The sequence below is a fragment of the Klebsiella sp. 141240 genome (assembly GCF_050600805.1).
GTDB classification, from domain to species: domain Bacteria; phylum Pseudomonadota; class Gammaproteobacteria; order Enterobacterales; family Enterobacteriaceae; genus Klebsiella; species Klebsiella aerogenes.
The window spans coordinates 43,936-67,164 of record NZ_JAQIRK010000019.1 but is presented as its reverse complement, the minus strand read 5'-3'; the positions used below and the strand labels follow the sequence as shown (position 1 = coordinate 67,164).

Genomic DNA, 23,229 nt, shown 5'->3' with positions numbered 1-23,229 from the left:
AGGGGAAAAACACATCGATGACCCGCAGACCGAACGATCCGCAGCGGCGCGAGCGCATCCTGCAGGCGACGCTGGATACCATCGCCGCACACGGTATTCATGCGGTAACACACCGTAAAATCGCCAGCTGCGCCGGGGTACCGCTGGGCTCGTTGACCTATTATTTTAGCGGTATTGAGGCGCTGATTGAGGAAGCGTTTCGTAACTTCACCGTCGAAATGTCGGCGCAGTATCAGCAATTTTTCGACGGCGTCGGCAGCCGCCAGCAGGCCTGCGACGCTATCGCCGAGCTTATCTTCAGCGCTCAGGTGACCACTGCGCGTAATATGGAGTTAATGTACCAGCTGTACGCGTTTTGCAGCAGCCGTCCAGCGCTGAAAGCGGTCATGCAGAGCTGGATGCTACGCAGCCAGCAAACGCTGGAGCAGTGGTTTGAACCGGCGACGGCGCGTGGGCTGGATGCGTTTATCGAGGGGATGACGCTGCACTTCGTGACCGATAGCGCGCCGCTGTCGAAAGCGGCGATTCGCCTGATGGTCGCGCGGCTGGCAGGGGAGAATGGCGCTAGCTAAGTGTCGCCCCCGCGGTGACGTTAACCACCGTGGCGGTCATCGCCGCCGCAGACGGTGAGGCGAGAAAGGTGATGACCCCGGCTATCTGCGCAAGCGTTGGCAACCGCTGCAGCATCGTGCCGTGCGCCGCACCACCCAGCCACTGTTCAACGCTCAAGCCCAGCGCCTGTGCTTTAGGCGCAAACACCTCGGCAGTATAAGAACCCGCCAGCACCGCATCCGCTATTGCGTGCGACCGCACGCCGAGCACGCGGATATTTTTTGCCCCCAGTTCGCTGGCCAATGCTTTGATAAAGGCTTCCATTGCGGCGCAGCCGACGATATGGCCAAGGTGTCCAGGAACGGCCATCGTCGCGGAAGGAGGAATAGTGGTAATTATGACGCTCTCGCGTTCGCCACCCATCCACGGCGCTACTGCCTTAGCAATAGTAAATTGGGCATCAAGAAAGGGGACAAAACCCTGGTGATACTCGACAAGGGATAATTGTGCCAGCGTTTTCCCCTGATCGTGGTGAAAGCCGGTGGCATTAACTACGATATCAATCCCGCCGGTTCTTCCGGCCAGGTTGGCCACCTGCGCGCCAGTTTGCTCGCCATCCAGCACATCCAGTTGCAGAGTCTCGACGATACCTCCAGCGGCGCGAATCTCAGCCGCCGCCTTTTCCAGCTTATCCGCCCGCCGGGCGGCCAGAAAGATCCGCGCGCCTTCTTTCGCCATGGCAAGCGCCGCCGCGCGGCCAATCGCGCCGCTGCCGCCGAAAATTACCACGGTCTTATCTTTAAGCAACATGAAGAGCGCCTTATGTGGGACTGGATCAGCAAAGTATGGGTGAAAAAATAGACTGTGCAAGGAGGGGGTACTTACGTTTAGTGATTGATTTTCTTATTAGGTGTTTGCTTAACTTGTTGATTTAATAAGGAAATATTTTAATTATTACTGGCTAATAGACCCGCTTTTGATTAGCCTTGGGTTACCTGATGCAGGGATAAGAGAGAGCCAATGAAACCAAAAAGATTCTCTTCAAGCTATGTATGTAAAAAGATCTGTATTCATGCAATCAATATATTTGAAGCTGTCGGAACAGGCAGCTTCTCTATCGCCGCTGTGGTTTGTTTTATTGCTCTGGATGGCTGGTTATTCAAGCTGGGTGGTTTCGCCATCTGTTTTACGCTGGTGTGCTTGATAAGCTTTATCGCCGATTATTTAAGAGGGGATATTTAAGTGGCATGTTGAGGATATATCAGTTATACAATATAGGGAGAACGTATCGTACTGATGAAAAAATTGCGTGTTAAATTAATTTGGGTAGAGTTTCTTTCTTAAGAATGTTATCGCTTTCCATGAAAGCGGATAAGGGGTAGCTATTAGTGCAAAGGTGCAGCAAACTGCAGTCACAGCAAAGTAAGCCAGCCCATTACCGGTATCATTAGTCAGCATCGCGTAGCTACAAAAGATAAGCAGGGCAATGATAATAATACAGGACATGTAAAAACGACGTCTCAGTTCTTTCAACAAGGCCTGCAGGCTTTGATCTTTACGTTGTGGACTCTCAAGTCCTTTTCGCAGCATATTAATCTCTTTGCTGGTAAAACCGTGCTCCTGAAGTTTTTGTTCCTGCTGTACATCAATCATATTTTTACCTTCAACCGAAACACCTCTTAATCGTTGCGGACAATAATATCAACAATTATTGCAGGATGATAGGCTCGGCAGTTCCAGTAACAATATTACCGGAACTGGTAATATACGTCGTGCAAATGACAAATGTAACAGAGTTCTCACCCCCTAAGCTAAAGGCTGGAGTGCTATGTTAGATAGTCATAGGCTTTTTCATGCTCCCGGATAATAAATTTTTTAAGTCTGAGAGTATATATTAACGTCAATGTTAAGCTGGTTATGAACCATAGACAGCCAACGGTAATGATCGAGATGAGAAAGGTGATGACAGGTTTGTTATGAGTGGTATCTTTAATAGATTTCATTATGTTCTCTTTGTCATCCGCATTGGTGAAGGAATCACAAATAAATCTCCCCAGTTGTGGTGTTATTATTTTATTATTTACCAGGTGCGAGGCCTCGCCAGAGATACAGCTTTTTTCTGTGAGATGCCAGGAGGGATGGAATGCGTGTTCTGATGCTTCTGTTTCCGAGATTAAAAACCATTCATCCGTTTCTTTAAGAATTAAAGATGTCCAGCCCGGACGTATTTGTAATAGCTTCACGCCATAATATGAACTGGTTGCTAAACTGCCGAAAAGAAATAATAATACGATAGAAAACAATATCACATTTGCGCGAGTCAGTCTGGGTATCTCTTTTGTTGATATTTTGATCATGAAAAAACGAATTCTCCATGTGCTTAATTTGGCTTTTTTATATATATCATCGATGTCATCTAAAGGTTTGTTTAAGTAATTTAAAATGGCTTTTATGATGGGCAGGGCGGCGATAACCGTCCCTATCATTTCTTTGCTGAATATATTTATAAGACTTTGAGTTAACATCTGAATTCCTTATCAGTAGAAGTAAAGTATCAACACTACGTTTTTACATAGCAAGATAAGTACGTCAATTCAATAGCAGTAACTATCAAATGTTAAGGAAGTGCTTTTCTGCGAGGAGAAAGCAAGACCAGAGACTTCTGTAAGAGTGGGGCAGCTTTCACGGGAAGGTCATCGCCATTCAGGAACGAGTTGTCTGCTAAGAGGTTGATTCTAAGGAAGCTGAATTTCAGGCAACAAAAAACCCATTTATGTAAACGGGTTAGTAAAAATAATTATTTGTAATATAATCAATAAGTTAGTTTGGTGGTGAGAAGTGACGATTACGGGGTATTGCCAACCGCTGCCGCCACTTTGTCGCCACTATGGAAAAGCTTTGGTGCCTGGCGGGGTGGACTAATATGAGCTTCTATTTCTTTGATGTAATCTTCGAAAACGTTCAAAAATGTCACCAGAGCACCTTCATTGAAAAGCACCTGGTTCCCATCTCTCTCAAGAATATCAGGATGCTGATCGAGAAGTCTTACGATTTCTGGAATCTCTTGGTTATCATTGCTAACTAAACGAGCATCATTATGCGCACAAGAGTTCCTTAGTTTTATAATTTTAGTTATTTTAGGAAAGGATTTAGAATTACGTAAACCAACAACCTTTTTAATAAACCGATGTCCTCTTTCAAAGCCCATTCCTTTTAAGTCGTTAAGGTTGATGTTCGTTGTATGTCTTTTCGAGTAACTGATACAGAATTTTTCGATTTCATGCTCTAACAGACCAATAATTGTTAATAATGCAGAACGTCTCATTATGCTTGGATAGTATCTTTTGAATATGTCATCAAGATTTACAGATTGGTCATCAATCCCCATGTAGCTATCGATGGATATATAAATATCATCTTCGGGATAATCTTCTATTACAAACGTCTCAGGCCCCTCGACTTCATATTTAGTTATACTATCTCTAATTGAAGCTTCCGTTTGGTTGATAAAGCCATGTAATAACATGATATTAAAGCCAAAGTCGTGGATTGGGACATGACCAGGTTTATTGATGAATTTTATCATGTAAAATTTCCTTTTATCAATAGCTTATGAATAAGTTATGACTTTATCATCCCTTGCTCAACTAGGCTAGAGGGCATCGTCGCTAATGGATTAAAGTGCAGGGCGGTTTTGTAAGTATCCCGGCAAAACGGCCCATTCACTTTTAGAGATCTTCCGCCCAGACTGAACAGTACAACCAGCTCACCCGGCGATGGACACCATCACGTGCGCGGCTTCCAGGCACGGTAGGTCGGCCAGTTAATCCAGTTGGTTTCGAGGTCATCTGTTTTCACCCGGCACAGCCAGCCGTCCTGGTCCACTTTGGTCACAATGCCGGTGCGGATCAGATTGGTGACAAGGCGCATGATTCCTGTGAGTTGTGCGTTCATGCTTTGTATCATTGACTAAACAGATCAGCCGCATCCACAATCAACTTATGTTTGAGCACCGATACAATTAGCACATTAATTGGAGATACTTATATGCACTCTGCTCCCTATACCTCCTTGGATAAAATTTCATCATCATATTTTATTAAAGCCGATACACTTTTTAGAACTATTATCTTCCAAAGCGTTGCTATCTCTCATGCTAACGAAAAAATGAACCCAGAACTTCATGCTGCATATATACAACTTGAGTCTTTTTTAGAAGAAAACTCACCTGAAATCTCAGAAAAGGGTATTCGTCACGATTTAGTATCAAAACACATGCCATCGTTGTGCTTTAGTTCACTAGTATCAGCATTTGAGGATTATATAATCGAAATAGCGAAACTGATATTTAAACTCCGACCTGAAAATCTTGATAAAGTTAAATGTGATTATGGAGCCATTAAGGCTTTATCAGAAGATGAACTTTTTGACTACCTTGTCAATGAAGGCGTTGCAAGTCTTACCTTTGGCTCACCTAAAGAATACATCAATAAATTTTGCAAACTCATACAAATAGATAAAAAAGCTATCGAGCCATATCTAAAGGAATATATTGAAATAAAAGCAAGACGTGACACAGGCGTTCATAATAACTGGATAAAAGACTCTCGTTACGAAAGAAGATTAGCAGAGATTGGGCTGCAACCAGATGCAAAAAACTATTTAACACCTGACCTAGATTATTTTAGATATTCCTTTAACTTATGTGGGGGGCTTGTGAGGTTAATAAGCAACAATATTTCAACAGAGTTACTAAATGAACACAAAATTTTCAAATAAGAGAAGTCCCAGCCTTAACAATTTAAATACCATCGTATCAGAGCCTCTTCGACAGAGGTTCTGACATTTTTATTTAATCCTAACAATTTCCTTTCTGAGTACTTAATCTCTACTCCTCTAAGACTCACGCGGTCCCGTAAGCCACAATGATGTACCCGGGCAATCCGCTGAACCTGCCCGGCAAACTCCACGCTTGCAGAGTCTGCAGAAGCGGCGGTTTTCAGGTATTTAGTGGTGCGAAGTTTTGCGAACATCTGCCGCCGGATGCGGCCCTATTTCGTTCGGACTGGTACCCGACGCGGTTCGTATGCCGTGCCGTCCGGATTGCGTTGCATCCGGATATTTTTCTGCTGGCTGCCGCGCCAGCTCCCGCATCATGCGCTTACGCGCGGCAGGCTCCAGACCAGCCAGCAGCGCACCTAACAGGCGTCAACTTCCTGCAACTTAGCCACGGCGCACCGCCCACATTTCATCCGGATCGTCCGGTTCCGGCACCGCTTCGATGCTGGATGCGTCACCATCAGCATTGACGATCACGCGCTCTGTCAGTTGCAGGTTCAGGCTGATATCGCAGATATCATTGTGCAAAATATCCACCTCAAACGTAAACAGCTTTTCACGCAGCTCCGGGTTATGGACAGCATCAGGCTGGTTATCCATCAGCTAGGTCTGCACGGGAGCCATCAGCAAACCCTGATCGCTGCTGAAATCCACGATCACCACGTTCAGGGTATAGCGATACCTCCAGGACAACGACGCTGCGCCGGTTGCCACCACTGAGCCGTTATCGACGAACAGATGCAGCTTGTCCGGGTTGCCCCTGACATACTGAACCGACTTATTCAGGGCGCGGCGTAAGGACTGAGGTTTGTTCATTATTTCGTCCTTGGCAGGAAATTATCGTATCCAACTTGTTGGCACAGACCTACCAGGCGGCCTCTGCCTCATCCAGCGCCGTCAGCAAATCAACGTTAGTGCGTGCTGCTGACTTTTCCAGGCGGCACTGTGTCACCCTAGGACAACCATTCACTGTAAGGTCATAGGCTTTAAACAGCCCATTGATGATGCGGAATTGACCATCACAACGTTAACGCACACGGTCAACCTGGATAGCGGATTTACAACCAGCATCGAGCTGGAAGTTAAAATTGATGATTTAGCAATGGACTGAAGTTTTCAAAAAAGAACTTAAAGTTCAAAAAATGAGATAATGTCGTATCATTGTTGCGATTTCAGGAAAAATAGCAAGAACGTAAAAATGATGATTTGCCCATTGTGTGGAAGTGCAGCCCATACTCGCAGCAGTTTCCAGGTCTCTTCAAGGACCAAAGAATGTTACAACCAGTACCAGAATATCAACTGCAGCCATACGTTCGTAACGCATGAGACTTTTGTGCGCTCAATCTCTACACCTAAAGAGGCACATCCTGTGCAGCCTCACCCCTCAAACTCAGGCCGGGCAGCACTATCTTTTTGAGGCTGTCGCCAATTTGTCGCCATGACTTAAAAAGAGGGTTTGTAACTCAATGATTTTAAAGGTCGTAAAATTCAGGCAACAAAAAACCCATCAACCTTGAACCTAAACGGCGGGGTTGATGGGCTCCACAAAATGGGGACATCAAAGAAAAGCAGTGGCACTAGTTATGACTGACATCCTGGGAAAAAGTTCTGTTCATCACCGATTTTTTTGCGAAAAAGTTAAAAATTTTCGGCCGGGGCTAGCCAAGGCCCGGCCAGATGATGACGATCAGCGTACCGGCAAGGGTGAGCAGCACGTTGGCGATAGCGTAGGTGCCAGCGTAGCCGAGCGCGGGAATATTGCTTCGCGCGGTATCGCTGATAATTTCCATCGCCGGGGCGCAGGTACGTGCGCCCATCATCGCGCCGAACAGCATCGCGCGGTTCATGCGCAGCACATAGGCGCCGAACAGGAAGCAGATCACCACCGGCACCAGGCTGACGATAAGACCGGCGGCCAGCATTTGCCCGCCAATGGCGCCCAGACCGTTATTAATACCCGCGCCGGCGCTCAGGCCGACCCCGGCCATAAACACCATCAGGCCGAACTCCTTCACCATATTCAACGCCCCCTGCGGGATATAGCCGAAGGTCGGATGGTTGGCGCGCAGGAAACCGAGCATAATACCGGCGAATAGCAGGCCGGCAGCGTTACCGATACCGAAGCTGAACGAGCTGAACTGGAAGGTGATCATGCCGATCATCAGGCCGACGATAAAGAAGGCGCAGAAAGCCAGCAGGTCGGTCACCTGGCTGTGAATCGAAATAAAGCCGATGCGGTCAGCGACGGTTTTTACGCGGCGGGCGTCGCCGCTCACCTGCAGCACGTCGCCTTTATTAAGCACCACGTTATCATCGATTGGCATTTCAATCTGGCTGCGGATCACCCGGTTTAAGAAGCAGCCGTGATCGGTCAGCTTCAGCTGCGCCAGGCGGCGGCCGACGGCGTTATGATTCTTCACCACAATCTCTTCGGTGACGATACGCATATCGAGCAGGTCGCGGTCAAACACCTCTTTACCGTTACGGAAGCTTGGGTCGAGGCGGGCATGGGCGTCCGGGTAGCCAACCAGCGCGATATCGTCGCCCATCTGCAGTACCGCGTCGCCATCCGGGTTCGCCAGGATACCGTTACGGCGAATACGTTCGATATAGCAGCCGGTCTGGCGGTAAATCCCCAGCTCACGAAGATTTTTGCCGTCCGCCCACGCGACCAATTCCGGGCCGACGCGGTAGGCGCGGATAACCGGCAGATAGACTTTACGCTTGGAGTCGGTATCCAGACCGCGCTCGCGGGCGATCTGCTGGGCGCTGGTCTGCAGATCCTGATGCTGCAGCTTCGGCATATAGCGCGCGCCGACGATCAGGCTCACCAGGCCAACCAGGTAGGTCAGGGCGTAACCGAGGCTCAGGTGGTCAAGCGACTGCGCCAGCCGATCGCTGGGCATGCCGAAGTGGCGCAGGGTATCGCCGGCGCCCACCAGCACCGGGGTGGAAGTCATGGCGCCCGCCAGCATCCCGGCGGTCAGGCCGATGTCCCAGCCAAACAATTTGCCCAACCCCATAGCGATTAACATCGCGCTGGCCACCATCACCAGCGCCAGCATCAGATAGTTTTTGCCGTCGCGGAAAAAAATCGAAAAAAAGTTGGGGCCAGCTTCGACGCCGACGCAGAAAATAAACAGCATAAAGCCAAGATTTAGCGCATCAGTGTTAATGGCGAAGTGCTGCTGACCTAATAATAAAGAAACGACTAAAACGCCAATGGAATTACCAAGTTGTACTGACCCGAGGCGAAGTTTCCCCAGGCAAAGACCCAGTGCGAGTACAACAAACAATAACAGGATGTAATTCCCGTTTAACAAATCTGCGACGTTTATATTCACGAAAGCCAACTTCTCGTTTACTAGTAAGTTGTTGAAGGAAATGGTTTTTTGGTCTAAGGTTGCTCAAGCGTTCGCACTATGCCGAACGTTATTCTGGCATCCCGTTAATACCGATAAAACAGTGCCGCTAGTTTAATCTTTCCTGGTTGCTGCGGCTAGTCACAATCGTTTTACTCTGACGGGAGCGTTATAAGCATGGACTGCCAGAATGCTATTTCTGACTGGATGAAGTGAAAGATAGTTAGAGGCGAAATCAGGAGGATGTCGTGAAATCTGAGCGCGCGTGGGCCGGTATAATTTGTGGGTTCTTTCTGTTTATTGTGGTCTGTTTATCGCTGTTGCTGCATATGAAAGGGGCTTTTCGGCAAACGGGCAACCCCGAGCTTGGGCTGCTGTTCTTTGTGCTGCCTGGCGCGGTGGCGAGCTGTTTATCCCCAGGCCGGCGCGTCATACGTCCGCTGATTGGCGCCATGCTGGCGGCACCGGTTTGTCTGGTGGTGATGCGGATGTTCTTTATTACTCATCGATCGTTTTGGCAGGAACTGGCGTGGCTTTTTAGCGCGGTGTTCTGGTGCGCGCTCGGGGCGCTATGCTTTTTATTTATTAGCGTCTGGCTGGACGCCAGACGCAGGCACTCAATGGAAGAGTGAAGTCTCTCAGGCAAACAGGCCGAGATTTTCTTTCGCCCAGGCTTCGAAATCCGTGCAGCCGCCGATGTGTTTCTGATCGACGAAAATCTGCGGTACGGTTTCTACCGGCTTACCGACGGTTTTTTCCAGATCGGCTTTGCTGATGCCTTCCGCGTGGATATCAATGTAGCGATAGCTGAAGTCATCGCGCTCGGTGCTCAGTTTTTCAGCCAGCTCTTTGGCGCGAACGCAATACGGGCAACCTGGGCGACCAAAAATAACGGTAAACATGCTTCTCTCCTTAAATCTCAGCCGGATGGCGAATGTGGCTATGATGCCGCGTTCCGTTAGCAAGGGGAAGAAGGTTTTACCTTTTATAGCGATGGTTGCGGGTTATGCTTGATAAATATCATCTGCTGCAAGACCCTATACAGACCCGCCAGCGATGTGCGCGGCATGAGTATATTGAGGAGCGTTATGCGATCGCCTGCCGCATTACCCAAAAGTATTCTGATTGTTGAGCTCGTCGGCATGGCGCTGCTGACGCTGGCCTGGCTGTCATTGAACCAGTATGTTCAGCTGCCGGCGCCGTTTGCCAGCCCGACGGCGGCGCTCATCATGATCTTTGCCGGGATCCTGCTGATGATCCCGGCGGCGATAGCCTTAATGTGGCGAATAGCGAAAATTGTCGCGCCGCAGTTGACCGATAATAAAACCTCATCTTCTACCCCGTCCGAAAGAGAAAAACGCCATGACGCCGACCATTGATCTGCTGCGCAACCACCGTTCCATCCGCCATTTTACCGACGCGCCGATTAGCGACCAACAGCGTGAGGCTATCATCGCCGGGGCGCAAGGGGCATCCAGCTCCAGCTTTTTACAATGTACCTCGATTATTCGCATTACCGACCCGCAGATGCGTGAGCAGCTGGTTCCGTTGACCGGCGGCCAGCAGCACGTGGCGCAGGCGGCGGAGTTTTGGGTATTCTGCGCCGATTTCAACCGCCACCTGCAAATTTGCCCGCAAGCGCAGTTGGGACTGGCTGAACAGCTGCTGCTGGGCGTCGTCGACACCGCGCTAATGGCGCAGAATGCCTTAATCGCCGCGGAATCCCTGGGATTAGGCGGCGTCTATATTGGCGGCCTGCGTAATAACATTGACGCGGTAACCGAGCTGCTGCAGCTGCCGAAACACGTGTTGCCGCTGTTTGGCCTGTGCCTTGGCTGGCCTGCCGACGACCCGCAGGTTAAGCCGCGTATTCCGCCTGCGATGCTGGTGCATGAGAATCACTACCAGCCGCTTGATCAACAGGTGCTGGCGCAGTACGACGAACAGCTGGCGGACTATTATCTGTCGCGCGGCAGCAATACCCGCCGCGATACCTGGAGCGACCATATCCGCCGCACCATCATCAAAGAGAGCCGGCCGTTTATTCTCGACTATTTGCATAAACAGGGCTGGGCAACGCGCTGATTCCCTATACACTTCACCCTGCAAACGCAGAGTGCTGGCTGCCAGTTATTTTCTAAGAGGTGTTGGGTGAAAATCGCTATATTATCCCGGGATGGAACGCTTTATTCTTGCCGCCGCTTGCGTGAAGCCGCGCAAAAACGCGGGCATCAGGTCGAGATCCTCGATCCGCTCTCCTGCTATATGAGCGTCAGCCCGGTGGCCTCCTCGATTCACTACAAAGGGCGACAGTTGCCCCATTTTGATGCAGTCATTCCGCGCATCGGCACGGCTATCACCTATTACGGCACCGCCGCGCTGCGGCAGTTCGAACTGCTGGGCAGCTATCCGCTAAACGAGTCGGTGGCGATTACCCGCGCCCGCGATAAGCTGCGCTCGCTGCAGTTGCTGGCGCGTCAGGGGATCGACCTACCGGTCACCGGCATTGCCCATTCCCCGGACGACACCAGCGATCTGATCGCGATGGTGGGCGGCGCGCCGCTGGTGGTTAAACTGGTGGAGGGGACGCAGGGGATCGGCGTGGTGCTGGCGGAAACGCGGCAGGCGGCGGAAAGCGTGATTGACGCCTTCCGGGGCCTTAATGCGCACATTCTGGTGCAAGAATATATCGCTGAGGCAAAAGGGTGCGATATCCGCTGCCTGGTGGTTGGCGATGAAGTAGTGGCGGCGATTGAGCGGCGGGCGAAGGAGGGCGATTTTCGCTCTAACCTGCACCGCGGCGGCGTCGCCACTACGGCCACGCTTAGCGATCAGGAGCGGGAGATGGCGATTAAAGCAGCGCAAACGCTGGGTCTGGACGTGGCAGGCGTGGATATCCTGCGCGCCCACCGCGGTCCGCTGGTGATGGAAGTTAACGCGTCACCGGGGCTGGAAGGGATTGAAACCACCACTCACGTCGATATTGCCGGGCGAATGATCGCGTGGATCGAGCGCCAGGCCACGCCTGGATATTGTCTAAAAATGGGAGGGTAGCGTCACTTCGTTATCCTTTCATGGAATGCGACGCATTTTTTGCGTAAGCTATGCGTCGTTTTTTATCCAGCAAGAGGTCACAGGCACTATGGATTCACTGGTCGTTCCGGGTCTTGATACATTACGTCATTGGCTCGACGAGTTAGGCATCAGTTTTTTTGAGTGCGACTCCTGCCAGGCGTTGCACTTGCCGCATATGCAGAATTTCGACGGTATTTTCGATGCCAAAATCGACCTGCTGGACAACGTGGTGCTGTTTTCGGCGCTGGCGGAAGTGAAGCCTTCGGCGCTACTGCCGCTATCGGCGGACCTGTCGGCGATTAACGCCAGTTCGCTGACCGTAAAAGCGTTCCTTGATATTCAGGATGATAACCTGCCGAAGCTGGTGGTTTGCCAGGCGCTGCCCGTTGGCGCGGGCGTCACGCTTGAACAGTTTGCCTGGTTCTTCCGCCAGAGCGAAGAGCAGGTCTCGATGGTCATTCTGGAAGCCGGCGCCAATCAACTGCTGTATAAAGCGGAAGAGCAGGAAGAAGAGGCCGCAGCCGAAGAAGTGCAATACCATTTTCTGCACTAATTAATAAAAGCAGCCGCTGCGATGGCGGTTGCTTATTTATTCTGTCACAAACCCTCATTTAAAGAATTATTCACTGCTGTTTTACCGCTTCGCTTTTATCTCGTAGACCTTTATTGGCTGGAAATATGATCCAGGGCGTTTTTTTGCCTGGGCTATATCCTCTTATTCTGGCTACAGTTATTCTGGCGAGGCGTCCATTTGCGGGCAGCCAATCAGGGAGAGGTTTCCTCTCCTTATCTCAGGCAATGAAAAATATGCATGATTCTTGCATGCGTTCAGGTTCGTCTATTGCGTCCGTGAATTAACGGGCCTTGAGAAGGAAACAGAGATATGACCGCCTTGGGTAAAAAATGGTTAACAGGTGTGATTACGGGTGCGCTGATGGCCGTTTCTGCCGGCTCGCTCGCAGCGGAACAAAAAACGCTGCACGTCTATAACTGGTCTGATTATATTGCGCCGGACACGGTCGCCAATTTTGAAAAAGAGACCGGAATTAAAGTGGTGTATGACGTATTTGATTCCAACGAGGTACTGGAAGGTAAATTAATGGCCGGCAGCACCGGGTTCGATCTGGTGGTGCCGTCGGCAAGCTTCCTTGAACGCCAGCTGGCGGCCGGAGTGTTCCAGCCACTTGATAAAAGTAAACTGCCGAACTGGAAAAACCTCGACCCGAAAGTTTTACAACTGGTGGCGCGTCACGATCCCGATAACAAATATGCGATGCCGTACATGTGGGCGACCACCGGCATCGGCTATAACGTCGATAAAGTGAAAGCGGCGCTGGGTAAAGACGTGCCGTTAAACAGCTGGGATCTGGTGCTGAAACCGGAAAACCTTGAGAAGCTGAAAAGCTGCGGCGTCTCCTTCCTTGATGCCCCGGAAGAGATTTTCTCGACGGTGCTGAACTATCTAGGCAAAGATCCAAACAGCACCAAAGCCGATGATTACACCGGACCGGCAACCGATCTGCTGCTGAAGCTGCGGCCCAATATCCGTTACTTCCACTCTTCGCAATATATTAATGACCTGGCAAACGGCGATATCTGCGTTGCGATTGGCTGGGCGGGCGATGTCTGGCAGGCGGCGAATCGGGCCAAAGAGGCGAAGAACGGCGTCAATATCTCCTACTTCATTCCGAAAGAGGGGGCGCTGGCCTTCTTTGATGTCTTCGCCATGCCGGCGGATGCCAAAAATAAAGACGAAGCCTATCAGTTCCTGAACTATCTGCTGCGCCCGGAGGTCATCGCCCACATCAGCGATCACGTCTACTACGCTAACGGCAACAAAGAGGCGACGCCGCTGGTCAGCGCCGATATCCGTAACAACCCAGCGATTTACCCGCCGGAGGATGTCTTCGCCAAGCTGTTCACCCTCAAGGTGCAGGATCCGAAGATTGATCGCGTGCGCACCCGCGCATGGACCAAAGTGAAAAGCGGGAAATAACGCCATCAGGCCCGGTACGCCGGGCCTGTAAAGGTCTGACCTGCTGTTCGCTGGTGGACATAGAACTGAAGAATGTATGGCAACCGGGCCATACGGTGATTGTATTTGCCGGAGAGCACCCGAGTGAATGACGCAATGCCCCGCCCACAGGCGAAAGCCCCCAAAGCGCTGACCCCGCTGCTGGAAATCCGTAATTTAACCAAATCCTTCGATGGGCAACACGCCGTCGATGATGTCAATCTCACCATTTATAAAGGCGAAATATTTGCCTTACTGGGCGCGTCCGGCTGCGGGAAATCGACGTTGCTACGCATGCTGGCAGGTTTTGAGTTGCCCACCGCCGGGCAGATTGTGCTGGATGGCGTCGACCTGGCGCGCGTGCCGCCGTATCAACGGCCGATCAATATGATGTTCCAGTCTTACGCGCTGTTTCCGCACATGACTGTTGAGCAAAATATCGCCTTTGGTCTCAAGCAGGACAAGCTGCCGAAGGCGGAGATTAACGCCCGCGTCCAGGAGATGCTGGCGTTGGTGCATATGCAGGAGTTCGCCAAACGCAAGCCGCACCAGCTTTCCGGCGGCCAGCGTCAGCGCGTGGCGCTGGCGCGTAGTCTGGCGAAGCGGCCTAAACTGCTGCTGCTCGATGAACCGATGGGCGCGTTAGATAAAAAACTGCGCGACCGGATGCAGCTTGAGGTGGTGGATATTCTTGAGCGCGTCGGCGTCACCTGCGTGATGGTCACCCATGACCAGGAAGAGGCGATGACCATGGCGGGTCGTATCGCCATCATGAACCGCGGCAAGTTCGTGCAGATAGGCGAGCCGGAGGAGATCTATGAACATCCGACGACTCGCTATAGCGCCGAGTTTATCGGTTCGGTAAACGTCTTCGAAGGGCTGGTCAAAGAGCGGCTGGAAGATGGTCTGGTACTGAATGCGCCGGGGCTGGTACATCCGCTGAAGGTCGATCCGGATGCCTCGGTGGTGGATAACGTGCCGGTCTGGGTGGCGCTGCGTCCTGAGAAAATCATGCTCTGCGACGAACCGCCGGCGGACGGCTTTAACTTTGCGGTAGGCGAGGTTATCCATATTGCCTACCTCGGCGATCTGTCTATCTATCATGTCCGTCTCAAAAGCGGGCAGATGATAAGCGCCCAGCTGCAAAACGAACATCGCCATCGCAAAGGCATGCCGACCTGGGGTGATGAAGTTCGCTTGTGCTGGGACGCCGATAGCTGCGTTGTTCTGACGGTGTAAGGAGAGGGCGATGAGCACATTAGAACCTCCAGCCGGCGGCAAAAAGCCCGGCGGTTTTGCCCTGTGGCTGGCGCGCCAGCAGATGGCCCACGGGCGTAAGCTGGTGATTGCGCTGCCGTATCTGTGGTTAATCCTGCTGTTTTTACTGCCATTCCTGATCGTTTTTAAAATCAGTCTGGCCGAAATGGCGCGGGCGATCCCACCCTATACCGAGTTACTGTCATGGGCCGACGGTCAACTGACGTTGACGCTCAACCTCGGCAACTTCCTGCAACTGACCGACGATCCGCTGTACTTTGAGGCTTATCTGCAGTCGTTGCAGGTGGCGGCCATTTCCACCTTTTGCTGTCTGCTATTGGGCTATCCGCTGGCGTGGGCGGTGGCGCATAGTAAACCATCGACGCGAAATATCCTGCTACTGTTGGTGATATTACCTTCGTGGACCTCGTTCCTCATTCGCGTTTACGCCTGGATGGGGCTGCTGAAAAGCAACGGGGTGCTCAATAATTTCCTGTTGTGGCTTGGTGTTATCGATCAGCCGCTGGAGATTTTGCATACCAACCTGGCGGTGTACATCGGTATCGTTTACGCCTACCTGCCGTTCATGGTGCTGCCGATTTATACCGCGCTGACGCGTATCGACTATTCGCTGGTGGAAGCGTCGCTGGATCTCGGCGCCCGGCCATTAAAAACGTTCTTCCAGGTGATTGTTCCGTTAACGAAAGGCGGCATTATCGCCGGTTCGATGCTGGTGTTTATTCCGGCGGTGGGCGAGTTCGTGATCCCGGAACTGCTCGGCGGCCCCGACAGCATTATGATTGGCCGCGTGCTGTGGCAGGAGTTCTTTAATAACCGCGACTGGCCGGTAGCATCGGCGGTGGCGATTGTGATGTTGCTGTTGCTGATCGTGCCGATCATGTGGTTCCACAAGCATCAGCAAAAACAGATGGGGGATCATGGATGAATGACTTACCGGTAGTACGTTCGCCGTGGCGGATTCTGATCCTCGTGCTCGGTTTTACCTTCCTATATGCGCCGATGCTGATGCTGGTTATCTATTCATTTAACAGTTCGAAGCTGGTGACGGTATGGGCAGGGTGGTCGACGCGCTGGTATAGCGAGCTGTTTCATGATGACGCGATGATGAGCGCGGTGGGGTTAAGCCTGACCATTGCCGCCTGTGCGGCGACGGCGGCGGCGATCCTCGGCACGATTGCCGCGGTGGTGCTGGTGCGTTTTGGCCGTTTTCGCGGTTCCAACGGTTTTGCTTTTATGATCACCGCGCCGCTGGTGATGCCCGATGTGATTACCGGGCTGTCGCTGCTGCTGCTGTTCGTCGCGCTGGGGCATTCCATCGGCTGGCCATCGGATCGCGGCATGTTGACGATATGGCTGGCGCATGTCACCTTCTGTACCGCCTATGTGGCGGTGGTGATCTCTTCACGTCTGCGCGAGCTGGACAGGTCAATCGAAGAGGCGGCGATGGATCTCGGCGCCGCGCCGCTGAAGGTGTTTTTCGTGATAACCTTGCCGATGATTATGCCCGCGGTCATTTCCGGCTGGCTGCTGGCCTTTACCTTGTCTCTTGATGACCTGGTCATTGCCAGTTTCGTTTCCGGGCCAGGGGCGACGACGCTACCGATGCTGGTTTTCTCCAGCGTGCGGATGGGCGTCAACCCGGAAATTAACGCCCTGGCGACCTTAATCCTTGGCGTGGTGGGAATTGTCGGTTTTATCGCCTGGTATTTAATGGCTCGCGCAGAAAAGCAGCGAGTGCGCGATATCCAGCGTGCAAGAAGGGGCTGAACCCACTAAAATCGCTAACAGAGCCTATTATCGGCGCCGCACTCGTGGCGCCGTTTTCATGGATGACTTTACGTTGGGATTGTTTACAAAAACTCGATCGTCTCATGCTCGTCTTAACGTCCCTGTGCTGGTACAGGTGGCGGCCTTCGCTATTATCTTAATTCGCGGTCTCGATCTGTTAATGATCCTCAATCAGCTCGGCGTGCAGGGGATTGCCGATTTTATTCATCGTAGTGTGCAAACCTGGGCCCTGACGCTGGTGTTTCTGGCGAGCCTGGCGCTGGTGTTTATCGAGATCTGGTGCGCCTTTTCGCTGGTGAAAGGCCGCAACTGGGCGCGCTGGCTCTACCTGCTGACGCAAATCATCGTCATCTCTTATCTGTGGGCGGCCTCGATTGGCTACGGCTATCCGGAACTGTTCAGCGTGGCCGGCGAGTCGAAGCGGGAAATTCTCCATGCGCTGTTTCTGCAAAAGCTGCCGGATCTGCTGGTGCTGGCGCTATTGTTTATCCCGGCGTCGTGCCGACGGTTTTTCCGCTTGCAATAACGGTGATACAATCCCCGCCCCGGTTTTCTTGAAGGTCTTCTTATGCATTGCGCACTTTACGACGCGCGCCGCTGCCGTTCCTGTCAGTGGCTGGAATTGCCATTGACGCAACAGCTCGCCGATAAAATGGCGAACCTGCGCGAACTGCTGGCGAGTCATCCGGTGGCGACATGGCTTGCTCCGGTCTCAGGTCCGGAGACGGCGTTTCGCAACAAAGCGAAAATGGTCGTAAGCGGTAGCGTAGAGCGCCCGCTGCTCGGCATGCTGCATCGCGATGGCACCCCGGAAGATCTCACCGATTGCCCGCTGTACCCGCCAAGTTTCGCGCCGGTTTTCGCCGCGCTGAAGCCGTTTATCGCCCGCGCCGGACTCACCCCCTATAACGTTGCCCGCAAGCGCGGCGAACTGAAGTATTTGCTGCTGACCGAAAGCCAGCAGGGCGGCATGATGTTGCGTTTCGTCCTGCGCTCTGCGGCTAAGCTTGAACAGCTGCGCGCCGCGCTGCCGTGGTTACAGCAGCAGTTGCCGCAGCTTAAGGTGATTACCGCCAATATTCAGCCCGTGCACATGGCTATCATGGAAGGGGAGGAGGAGATTTTCCTCAGCGATCAACAGGCGTTGGCGGAGAACTTTAACGGCGTACCGCTGTGGATCCGCCCGCAAAGCTTTTTCCAGACCAACCCGGCGGTGGCGAGCCAGCTCTATGCGACCGCCCGCGACTGGGTACGCGCGCTGCCGGTCAACCACATGTGGGATCTATTTTGCGGCGTCGGCGGTTTCGGCCTGCACTGCGCAACCCCGCAGATGCGTCTTACCGGGATCGAAATCGCCCCGGAAGCCATCGCCTGCGCGAAGCAATCCGCGGCCCAGTTGGGATTAACCAATCTTCATTTTCAGGCGCTGGATTCCACGCAATTCGCGACGCATGAAGACGATATTCCACAGCTGGTGCTGGTCAACCCGCCGCGGCGCGGCATCGGCGCCGAACTGTGCGATTATCTAAGCCGCATGGCGCCGCCGTATATCATTTATTCGAGCTGTAACGCCCGGACAATGGCCGCAGATATTGATCGTCTGCAGGGCTATCGCCTTGAGCGAGTACAGTTGTTCGATATGTTTCCACATACCGCGCATTATGAAGTGCTGACGCTGCTGGTTCGTGAAGTTTAAACAAAATGTGAACTCTTTAAGCGGCTGAAATCGGGTAAGCTTTATGAAACGAGCGTGAAATTCGTGGAGCGAATCTGATGAGTAAAAAAATCCTGCTGGTGGAAGATGATGATGATATCGCGGCTTTGTTGCGCCTGAATCTGCAGGATGAAGGGTATCAAATCGTGCATGAAGCGGACGGCGCGCAGGCGCTGCGCCAGCTGGATAACGGCGTCTGGGATGCGGTGATTCTTGACCTGATGTTGCCCAACGTCGACGGGCTGGAGATTTGCCGTCGCATCCGCCAGCAAACGCGCTATCTGCCGGTGATTATTATTAGCGCCCGTTCCAGCGAAACCCAGCGCGTGCAGGGGCTGGAAATGGGGGCCGATGATTATCTGGCGAAACCTTTTTCCCTGCTGGAGCTGATTGCCCGGGTGAAGGCGGTGTTCCGCCGTCAGGAAGCGATGGGACAAAATCTCTTGATGGATGCCGGACGTATCGCCTGCCACGGCCTGAATATCGACCCGCTTTCCCGGGAAGTCAGGCTACGCGGTGAACTGGTAGACCTCACGCCGCGCGAATTCGATCTGCTGTATTACTTTGCCCGCCATCCCGGCGAAGTTTTTTCGCGCCTGGCGCTGCTGGATAGCGTCTGGGGCTATCAGCATGAAGGCTACGAACATACGGTCAACACGCATATCAATCGCCTGCGTACGAAAATAGAGCGCGACCCGGCAGAGCCGGACATTATTCTTACCGTCTGGGGGAAGGGCTATAAATTTGCGCCCTATAGCGCCGGGGCGCAGTCATGATCCGCCGACTCAGCCTCAGCCAGCGGCTGTCGTTGGTGTTTATCGCCTTGCTGCTGCTGTGCGCGCTGTCCGTTTGTCTGCTCCAGCTCTATAGCAGCGCGCAGTACGGTAACGTCATGGTGCAACGGCTTTCCGCCGGTCTGGCGCAGCAGATTGCCACCCGCGAGCCGCTGCTCAACGCCCGCGGCGAGGTGGATCGCGCGGCGTTGAAACCACTCTTCGACCGTCTGATGGTGTTTAACCCAAGCGTCGAGCTGTACCTCGTTTCGCCGGATGGCGAGCTGCTGGCGGATGCCGCGCCGCCGGGGCACATTAAACGCCAGCGCATTGCCATGGCGCCGGTGCAGACGTTTCTCTCCGGCGGCGCGTGGCCGATTTATGGCGACGATCCGCGCAGCGTGGACCAGCAAAAAGTATTTAGCGCCGCGCCGCTACGCCTTGACGGCCAGCTACGTGGCTATCTTTATATTATTCTGCAGGGCGAAACGTTTAATGAACTGGCACAGAGCGCCTGGCAGAAGACGCTGTGGAGCCTGCTGCTATGGACCCTGCTGCTGGTGGCGTTGTTTGGCCTGTTGGCCGGCGGCCTGGCGTGGTACTGGGTGACACGCCCTGTACGCCAGCTGACGGCGCTGGTGGCGGCGGGTGATAGCGACAGCATTCGCGCGATTAAGGCGCTGGCGGCGCAGGCGCCGGACCCGCATCCCGGAAATGAAGTGGCGCTGCTGCATAACCGGTTTATCGAACTGGCGCAGCAGATCGCCGGGCAATGGGATCGGCTGGCTGATAGCGATCGTCAGCGCCGGGAATTCATTGCCAATATTTCGCATGACCTGCGCACGCCGCTGACTTCGCTGCTGGGATATCTGGAGACGTTATCGCTTAAGGATGATCGCCTGACGGCGCAGGAGCGCAAGCAGTATCTGAATATCGCGCTACGCCAGGGAAATAAAGTCCGTCATCTCTCACAACAGCTATTTGAGCTGGCTCGCCTTGAACATGGCGGTATCAAGCCGCAGCCGGAAAAGTTTATCCTTGCTGAGCTGATTCAGGACGTGGCGCAAAAATTCGATCTGGCGATTGCCACCCGCGAAATCCGTCTGCGCCTGGAATTGGCGTCAGGCTTGCCTTTGGTTGAGGCTGACCTTTCGATGATGGAGCGGGTATTAACCAATCTGCTGGATAACGCCATTCGCCACACTCCGCATGGGGGCGAAATTCGTCTGTCGTCGCGCCTGCAGGGGGCGCAGGTGGTGGTCGAGGTGGCCGATAGCGGCCCGGGCGTCGCCGGTGAATTACGGGCCAATCTGTTTGAGCGGCCATCGGTACTGGAACCGGGGCAGCAGAGCGCATCACGGGGCGGGCTGGGGTTGATGATTGTTCGCCGGATGCTGCAACTGCACGGGGGCGATATTCGCCTGCTGGAAGTACCGGCAGGGGCCTGTTTCCAGTTTACCCTGCCGTTGTGAGGGAGAGCGTTGCCGATAGGCCCGGCTCAGGCGGTTGCGCCATAAGCCGGGAAGCGCAGGTCTTACTCCGGGAACCACTGGTTGCTAATTTTCTGGTAGGTTCCGTCAGCTTTAATCGCTTTCAGCGCGGCATTGAGTTTTTCCAGCAGCGCTTTATTATCCGGGCGCACCGCAATGCCGAGGCCGGTACCGAAGTACTGCGGGTCGGTTACTTTCGGCGTCGCCGCGCCTAACTGCGGGTTGGTCTTCAGCCATTCGTTGACCACCGCGGTATCGCCGAAGACGCCGTCGATACGGCCGTTTTTCAGGTCGATAATGGCATTCTGGTAGCTATCGTAAGCGACGGTTTTGACTTCCGGGTGCTTATCCTGCAGGTATTTCTGGTGCGTGGTGCCGTTTTCCATGCCGATACGCTTACCGTTCAGGTCATCAAAAGAGTGGTACGCGTCTTTTTTGGCGATCACCAGCGCCGAGTTGGCATAGTATGGGTCGGTAAACGCGACCTGTTTGCTACGCTCAGGCGTGATGTCCATGCCGGAAATCACCGCATCATACTTTTTAAATTTTAGCGCCGGGATCAGGCTGTCGAAAGCGTGGTTGGTAAAAGTACAGTCGGCCTGCATTTGCTTACACAGCGCTTTGGCCAGATCGAGATCGAAACCGACAATCTGGTTATTCGCATCCATGGATTCAAATGGCGGATAGGTCGCGGAAACGCCAAAGCTGATTTTCTCCGCGGCAGCGGCGCCAAAGGCGAAAGAGCTAAGCAGTGCGGCCAGAACTAACTTTTTCATAGTGGGACTCCCGTCGGTCAATCTTATGATGTTGTGCCGGTTTACGGCTGAAGTTCACAATGCCACTAAATGAATTTATATGCAATAAAGTTGTATGTTTATTTTATTGGTTATAAAAAAAACGGGTAAGCAATAGCACTTACCCGTTTCATTATTTACTGTTTATGCATTTCGTGATGTTAGTTACGGCGCTCGAAGGCCAGCGCTTTTCTTTCCACCAGACGCATCAAGAGCGTCAGCAGGCCGTTCACTACCAGATAAATGATGCCGGCTGCGCCGAAGACCATCACGTCATAGGTGCGCCCGTAAAGCAGCTGGCCATGGCCCATCACTTCCATCAGCGTGATGGTGTAAGCCAGCGAGGTGCTCTTAAAGACCAACACCACTTCGTTAGAGTACGAGGAGAGGGCGCGTTTAAAAGCATACGGTAGCAGAATCGCCAGCGTATCCTTCTTGCTCATCCCCAGCGCGCTGCAGGACTGCCACTGGCCGTCCGGAATGGCGCGGATGGCGCCATAGAACAGCTGGGTAGTATAAGCCGCGCTGTTTAACGACAAGGCGATCAGCGCGCACAGCCAGGGCTCAGAGATGAGATGCCACAGCACCGGGTAATTCTGTAATGACGGGAACTGTCCTGGTCCATAGTAGATCAGGAAGATCTGTACCAGCAGCGGCGTACCGGTAAACAGCGTGATATAGCCGCGGACGATCCATACCACCACCGGCGTTTTTAACGTCAGGACGATGGTAAAGATCAGCGCCAGGATCAGCGCCACGACGATCGATGCCGCCGTCAGCGTCAGGCTAGTATGCAGCCCTTTCAGCAGTTCGGGTAAGTAATCGAGCATCAACCTGGTCTCCGTTCGAAGCGCGTCGCACGCTGGTCAATACGCTTGAGGATGTATTGACTCAACAGGGTGATGACGAGATAAATCGCTGCTGCAATGATGTACCAGTTAAACGGCTCCTGAGTACGGGTAGCAATACTTTTGGTTTGCAGCATCAGGTCGTTGACGCTGATAAGGCTGACCAGCGCGGTATCTTTCAGCAATACGAGCCACTGGTTGCCCAGGCCCGGCAGGGCATGGCGCCACATCTGCGGCATCACCAGGCGAAAGAATATCGCCGCCTTTGACAAACCCAGCGCTTGTCCGGACTCCCACTGCCCCTGCGGCACCGCTTTCAAGGCGCCGCGCAGGGTCTGCGAGGCATAGGCGGCATAGAGCAGGGAAAGCGCAATGGCGCCACAGAGGAACGGGCTGACGTCGAAGTTTTCAATTTGCATCTGTACCGGAATCTGCACAAACCCAAGATTGAGAGTAAAACCGTCAGACAGCGTCAGCAGCAGCTGCGAGGAACCAAAGTAGATAAACAGCACCACCAGGATTTCCGGTAGGCCGCGTAAAATCGTCACGATGCCGGTCGCCAGCCATGCCACAGGGCGCCATTTCACCGACTCCAGCACGGCGAAAAGCATCGCCAGCACCAGGCCGATGACCAGCGCGCAAACGGCAAGGCCGACGGTCATCCCGGCGGCGCTTGCTAATGGAAAAAATTCGTTCATTCAG

The 23,229-nt window shown here is 53.0% G+C and carries 26 protein-coding genes and 5 pseudogenes; 18 read left to right on the top strand and 13 right to left on the bottom strand.

Translation table 11 applies throughout. The features are described 5' to 3' along the window. Window positions 1-17 precede the first annotated feature (17 nt). Window positions 18-572, top strand: a complete 555-nt coding sequence (locus PGQ95_RS22770) for a TetR/AcrR family transcriptional regulator (protein WP_087859991.1) — start codon at window positions 18-20, stop codon at window positions 570-572. Here PGQ95_RS22770 and PGQ95_RS22765 read toward each other — a convergent pair. Beyond that, complete coding sequence (locus PGQ95_RS22765) at window positions 565-1,362, bottom strand: SDR family NAD(P)-dependent oxidoreductase (protein ID WP_430919422.1); 798 nt, start codon at window positions 1,360-1,362, stop codon at window positions 565-567. The two genes, PGQ95_RS22770 and PGQ95_RS22765, sit on opposite strands and share 8 nt — an antisense overlap. A gap of 210 nt (window positions 1,363-1,572) precedes the next feature. On the opposite strand from PGQ95_RS22765, the gene PGQ95_RS22760 reads away from it, so the two are divergent. Further along, window positions 1,573-1,794, top strand: a complete 222-nt coding sequence (locus PGQ95_RS22760; RefSeq protein ID WP_087859989.1) for a hypothetical protein — start codon at window positions 1,573-1,575, stop codon at window positions 1,792-1,794. Between the two features lie 75 nt (window positions 1,795-1,869). Here the strand turns inward: PGQ95_RS22760 and PGQ95_RS22755 are convergent, their stop codons facing one another. The 4 genes and pseudogenes from PGQ95_RS22755 to PGQ95_RS22740 all read right to left on the bottom strand — a co-directional run. After that, on the bottom strand, window positions 1,870-2,205 hold the full coding sequence (locus PGQ95_RS22755) for a hypothetical protein (protein WP_271032247.1): 336 nt from the start codon (window positions 2,203-2,205) through the stop codon (window positions 1,870-1,872). Window positions 2,206-2,378: 173 nt separating this feature from the next. After that, complete coding sequence (locus tag PGQ95_RS22750) at window positions 2,379-3,077, bottom strand: DUF6216 family protein (RefSeq protein WP_087859987.1); 699 nt, start codon at window positions 3,075-3,077, stop codon at window positions 2,379-2,381. A gap of 320 nt (window positions 3,078-3,397) precedes the next feature. Further along, a complete protein-coding gene (locus PGQ95_RS22745) occupies window positions 3,398-4,138 on the bottom strand; it encodes a hypothetical protein (protein WP_047064999.1) in 741 nt (246 codons plus the stop codon). 203 nt (window positions 4,139-4,341) lie between these two features. After that, window positions 4,342-4,506, bottom strand: a pseudogene (locus PGQ95_RS22740) (phage baseplate assembly protein V); the annotation flags it as partial. A gap of 93 nt (window positions 4,507-4,599) precedes the next feature. Here PGQ95_RS22740 and PGQ95_RS22735 point away from each other — a divergent pair. Further along, window positions 4,600-5,331 carry a hypothetical protein gene (locus PGQ95_RS22735; protein WP_430919420.1) on the top strand — a complete coding sequence of 244 codons (732 nt, stop codon included), beginning with the start codon at window positions 4,600-4,602 and terminating at the stop codon, window positions 5,329-5,331. A 14-nt stretch (window positions 5,332-5,345) separates the two neighbouring features. Here PGQ95_RS22735 and PGQ95_RS22730 read toward each other — a convergent pair. The 3 pseudogenes from PGQ95_RS22730 to lysC all read right to left on the bottom strand — a co-directional run. Further along, a pseudogene (locus PGQ95_RS22730) lies at window positions 5,346-5,804 on the bottom strand (phage virion morphogenesis protein). Continuing rightward, window positions 5,776-6,207, bottom strand: a pseudogene (locus PGQ95_RS22725) (phage tail protein). Before PGQ95_RS22725 ends, PGQ95_RS22730 begins: the two co-directional pseudogenes overlap by 29 nt. After that, a pseudogene (gene lysC / locus PGQ95_RS22720) lies at window positions 6,170-6,367 on the bottom strand (Rz1-like lysis system protein LysC); the annotation flags it as partial. The pseudogenes PGQ95_RS22725 and lysC, both read right to left, overlap by 38 nt. On the opposite strand from lysC, the pseudogene PGQ95_RS22715 reads away from it, so the two are divergent. Together PGQ95_RS22715 and PGQ95_RS22710 are read left to right on the top strand one after the other, a co-directional pair. Beyond that, window positions 6,365-6,502, top strand: a pseudogene (locus PGQ95_RS22715) (phage late control D family protein); the annotation flags it as partial. The pseudogenes lysC and PGQ95_RS22715 sit on opposite strands and share 3 nt — an antisense overlap. Before the next feature lie 87 nt (window positions 6,503-6,589). Continuing rightward, window positions 6,590-6,808, top strand: coding sequence for an ogr/Delta-like zinc finger family protein (locus tag PGQ95_RS22710; RefSeq protein WP_430919425.1), 219 nt, complete (start codon window positions 6,590-6,592; stop codon window positions 6,806-6,808). Between the two features lie 241 nt (window positions 6,809-7,049). Here PGQ95_RS22710 and PGQ95_RS22705 read toward each other — a convergent pair whose 3' ends face one another. After that, a complete protein-coding gene (locus tag PGQ95_RS22705; RefSeq protein WP_101704156.1) occupies window positions 7,050-8,735 on the bottom strand; it encodes an aspartate:alanine antiporter in 1,686 nt (561 codons plus the stop codon). A 266-nt stretch (window positions 8,736-9,001) separates the two neighbouring features. Here PGQ95_RS22705 and PGQ95_RS22700 point away from each other — a divergent pair, with 266 nt between their 5' ends. Beyond that, complete coding sequence (locus PGQ95_RS22700; RefSeq protein WP_047065001.1) at window positions 9,002-9,385, top strand: inner membrane protein YbjM; 384 nt, start codon at window positions 9,002-9,004, stop codon at window positions 9,383-9,385. Window positions 9,386-9,391: 6 nt separating this feature from the next. Here PGQ95_RS22700 and PGQ95_RS22695 read toward each other — a convergent pair whose 3' ends face one another. After that, window positions 9,392-9,655, bottom strand: coding sequence for a GrxA family glutaredoxin (locus PGQ95_RS22695; protein ID WP_015367533.1), 264 nt, complete (start codon window positions 9,653-9,655; stop codon window positions 9,392-9,394). 186 nt (window positions 9,656-9,841) lie between these two features. On the opposite strand from PGQ95_RS22695, the gene PGQ95_RS22690 reads away from it, so the two are divergent. The 12 genes from PGQ95_RS22690 (at window position 9,842) to PGQ95_RS22635 (ending at window position 20,867) form a co-directional block, all read left to right on the top strand. After that, complete coding sequence (locus PGQ95_RS22690; RefSeq protein ID WP_047065002.1) at window positions 9,842-10,132, top strand: YbjC family protein; 291 nt, start codon at window positions 9,842-9,844, stop codon at window positions 10,130-10,132. Continuing rightward, entirely contained in the window at window positions 10,116-10,838 is a 723-nt protein-coding gene (gene nfsA, locus PGQ95_RS22685; protein WP_087859984.1) for a nitroreductase NfsA, read from the top strand. Before PGQ95_RS22690 ends, nfsA begins: the two co-directional genes overlap by 17 nt. Window positions 10,839-10,904: 66 nt before the next feature. Further along, the gene (rimK, locus tag PGQ95_RS22680; protein ID WP_015367529.1) at window positions 10,905-11,807 is read left to right on the top strand and encodes a 30S ribosomal protein S6--L-glutamate ligase; all 903 of its coding nucleotides are present in this window, start codon (window positions 10,905-10,907) and stop codon (window positions 11,805-11,807) included. An 88-nt stretch (window positions 11,808-11,895) separates the two neighbouring features. Then, window positions 11,896-12,381: a YbjN domain-containing protein gene (locus tag PGQ95_RS22675; RefSeq protein WP_015367528.1), complete on the top strand. Its 486-nt coding sequence runs from the start codon at window positions 11,896-11,898 to the stop codon at window positions 12,379-12,381. A gap of 330 nt (window positions 12,382-12,711) precedes the next feature. Continuing rightward, window positions 12,712-13,824, top strand: coding sequence for a spermidine/putrescine ABC transporter substrate-binding protein PotF (gene potF / locus PGQ95_RS22670; RefSeq protein WP_032711260.1), 1,113 nt, complete (start codon window positions 12,712-12,714; stop codon window positions 13,822-13,824). A 123-nt stretch (window positions 13,825-13,947) separates the two neighbouring features. After that, a complete protein-coding gene (gene potG / locus PGQ95_RS22665; protein ID WP_015367526.1) occupies window positions 13,948-15,081 on the top strand; it encodes a putrescine ABC transporter ATP-binding subunit PotG in 1,134 nt (377 codons plus the stop codon). Window positions 15,082-15,091: 10 nt separating this feature from the next. Continuing rightward, window positions 15,092-16,045, top strand: a complete 954-nt coding sequence (gene potH, locus PGQ95_RS22660) for a putrescine ABC transporter permease PotH (protein WP_015367525.1) — start codon at window positions 15,092-15,094, stop codon at window positions 16,043-16,045. Further along, entirely contained in the window at window positions 16,042-16,887 is an 846-nt protein-coding gene (potI, locus tag PGQ95_RS22655) for a putrescine ABC transporter permease PotI (protein ID WP_015367524.1), read from the top strand. Before potH ends, potI begins: the two co-directional genes overlap by 4 nt. 58 nt (window positions 16,888-16,945) lie before the next feature. Then, on the top strand, window positions 16,946-17,434 hold the full coding sequence (locus PGQ95_RS22650) for a YbjO family protein (protein WP_045396319.1): 489 nt from the start codon (window positions 16,946-16,948) through the stop codon (window positions 17,432-17,434). 42 nt (window positions 17,435-17,476) lie between these two features. Continuing rightward, window positions 17,477-18,604, top strand: a complete 1,128-nt coding sequence (rlmC, locus tag PGQ95_RS22645; RefSeq protein WP_430919417.1) for a 23S rRNA (uracil(747)-C(5))-methyltransferase RlmC — start codon at window positions 17,477-17,479, stop codon at window positions 18,602-18,604. Window positions 18,605-18,681: 77 nt separating this feature from the next. Next, the gene (locus PGQ95_RS22640; RefSeq protein WP_015704857.1) at window positions 18,682-19,398 is read left to right on the top strand and encodes a response regulator transcription factor; all 717 of its coding nucleotides are present in this window, start codon (window positions 18,682-18,684) and stop codon (window positions 19,396-19,398) included. Continuing rightward, on the top strand, window positions 19,395-20,867 hold the full coding sequence (locus PGQ95_RS22635) for a sensor histidine kinase (RefSeq protein WP_113374863.1): 1,473 nt from the start codon (window positions 19,395-19,397) through the stop codon (window positions 20,865-20,867). The genes PGQ95_RS22640 and PGQ95_RS22635 overlap by 4 nt, the downstream gene beginning before the upstream one ends. A gap of 62 nt (window positions 20,868-20,929) precedes the next feature. On the opposite strand, the gene artJ is transcribed toward PGQ95_RS22635, so the two are convergent. The 3 genes from artJ to artQ form a co-directional block, all read right to left on the bottom strand. Continuing rightward, complete coding sequence (gene artJ, locus PGQ95_RS22630) at window positions 20,930-21,661, bottom strand: arginine ABC transporter substrate-binding protein ArtJ (RefSeq protein WP_430919415.1); 732 nt, start codon at window positions 21,659-21,661, stop codon at window positions 20,930-20,932. A gap of 179 nt (window positions 21,662-21,840) precedes the next feature. Continuing rightward, window positions 21,841-22,509, bottom strand: a complete 669-nt coding sequence (gene artM, locus PGQ95_RS22625; RefSeq protein WP_015704859.1) for an arginine ABC transporter permease ArtM — start codon at window positions 22,507-22,509, stop codon at window positions 21,841-21,843. After that, on the bottom strand, window positions 22,509-23,225 hold the full coding sequence (gene artQ / locus PGQ95_RS22620; RefSeq protein ID WP_015367517.1) for an arginine ABC transporter permease ArtQ: 717 nt from the start codon (window positions 23,223-23,225) through the stop codon (window positions 22,509-22,511). Before artQ ends, artM begins: the two co-directional genes overlap by 1 nt. Window positions 23,226-23,229 lie beyond the last annotated feature (4 nt).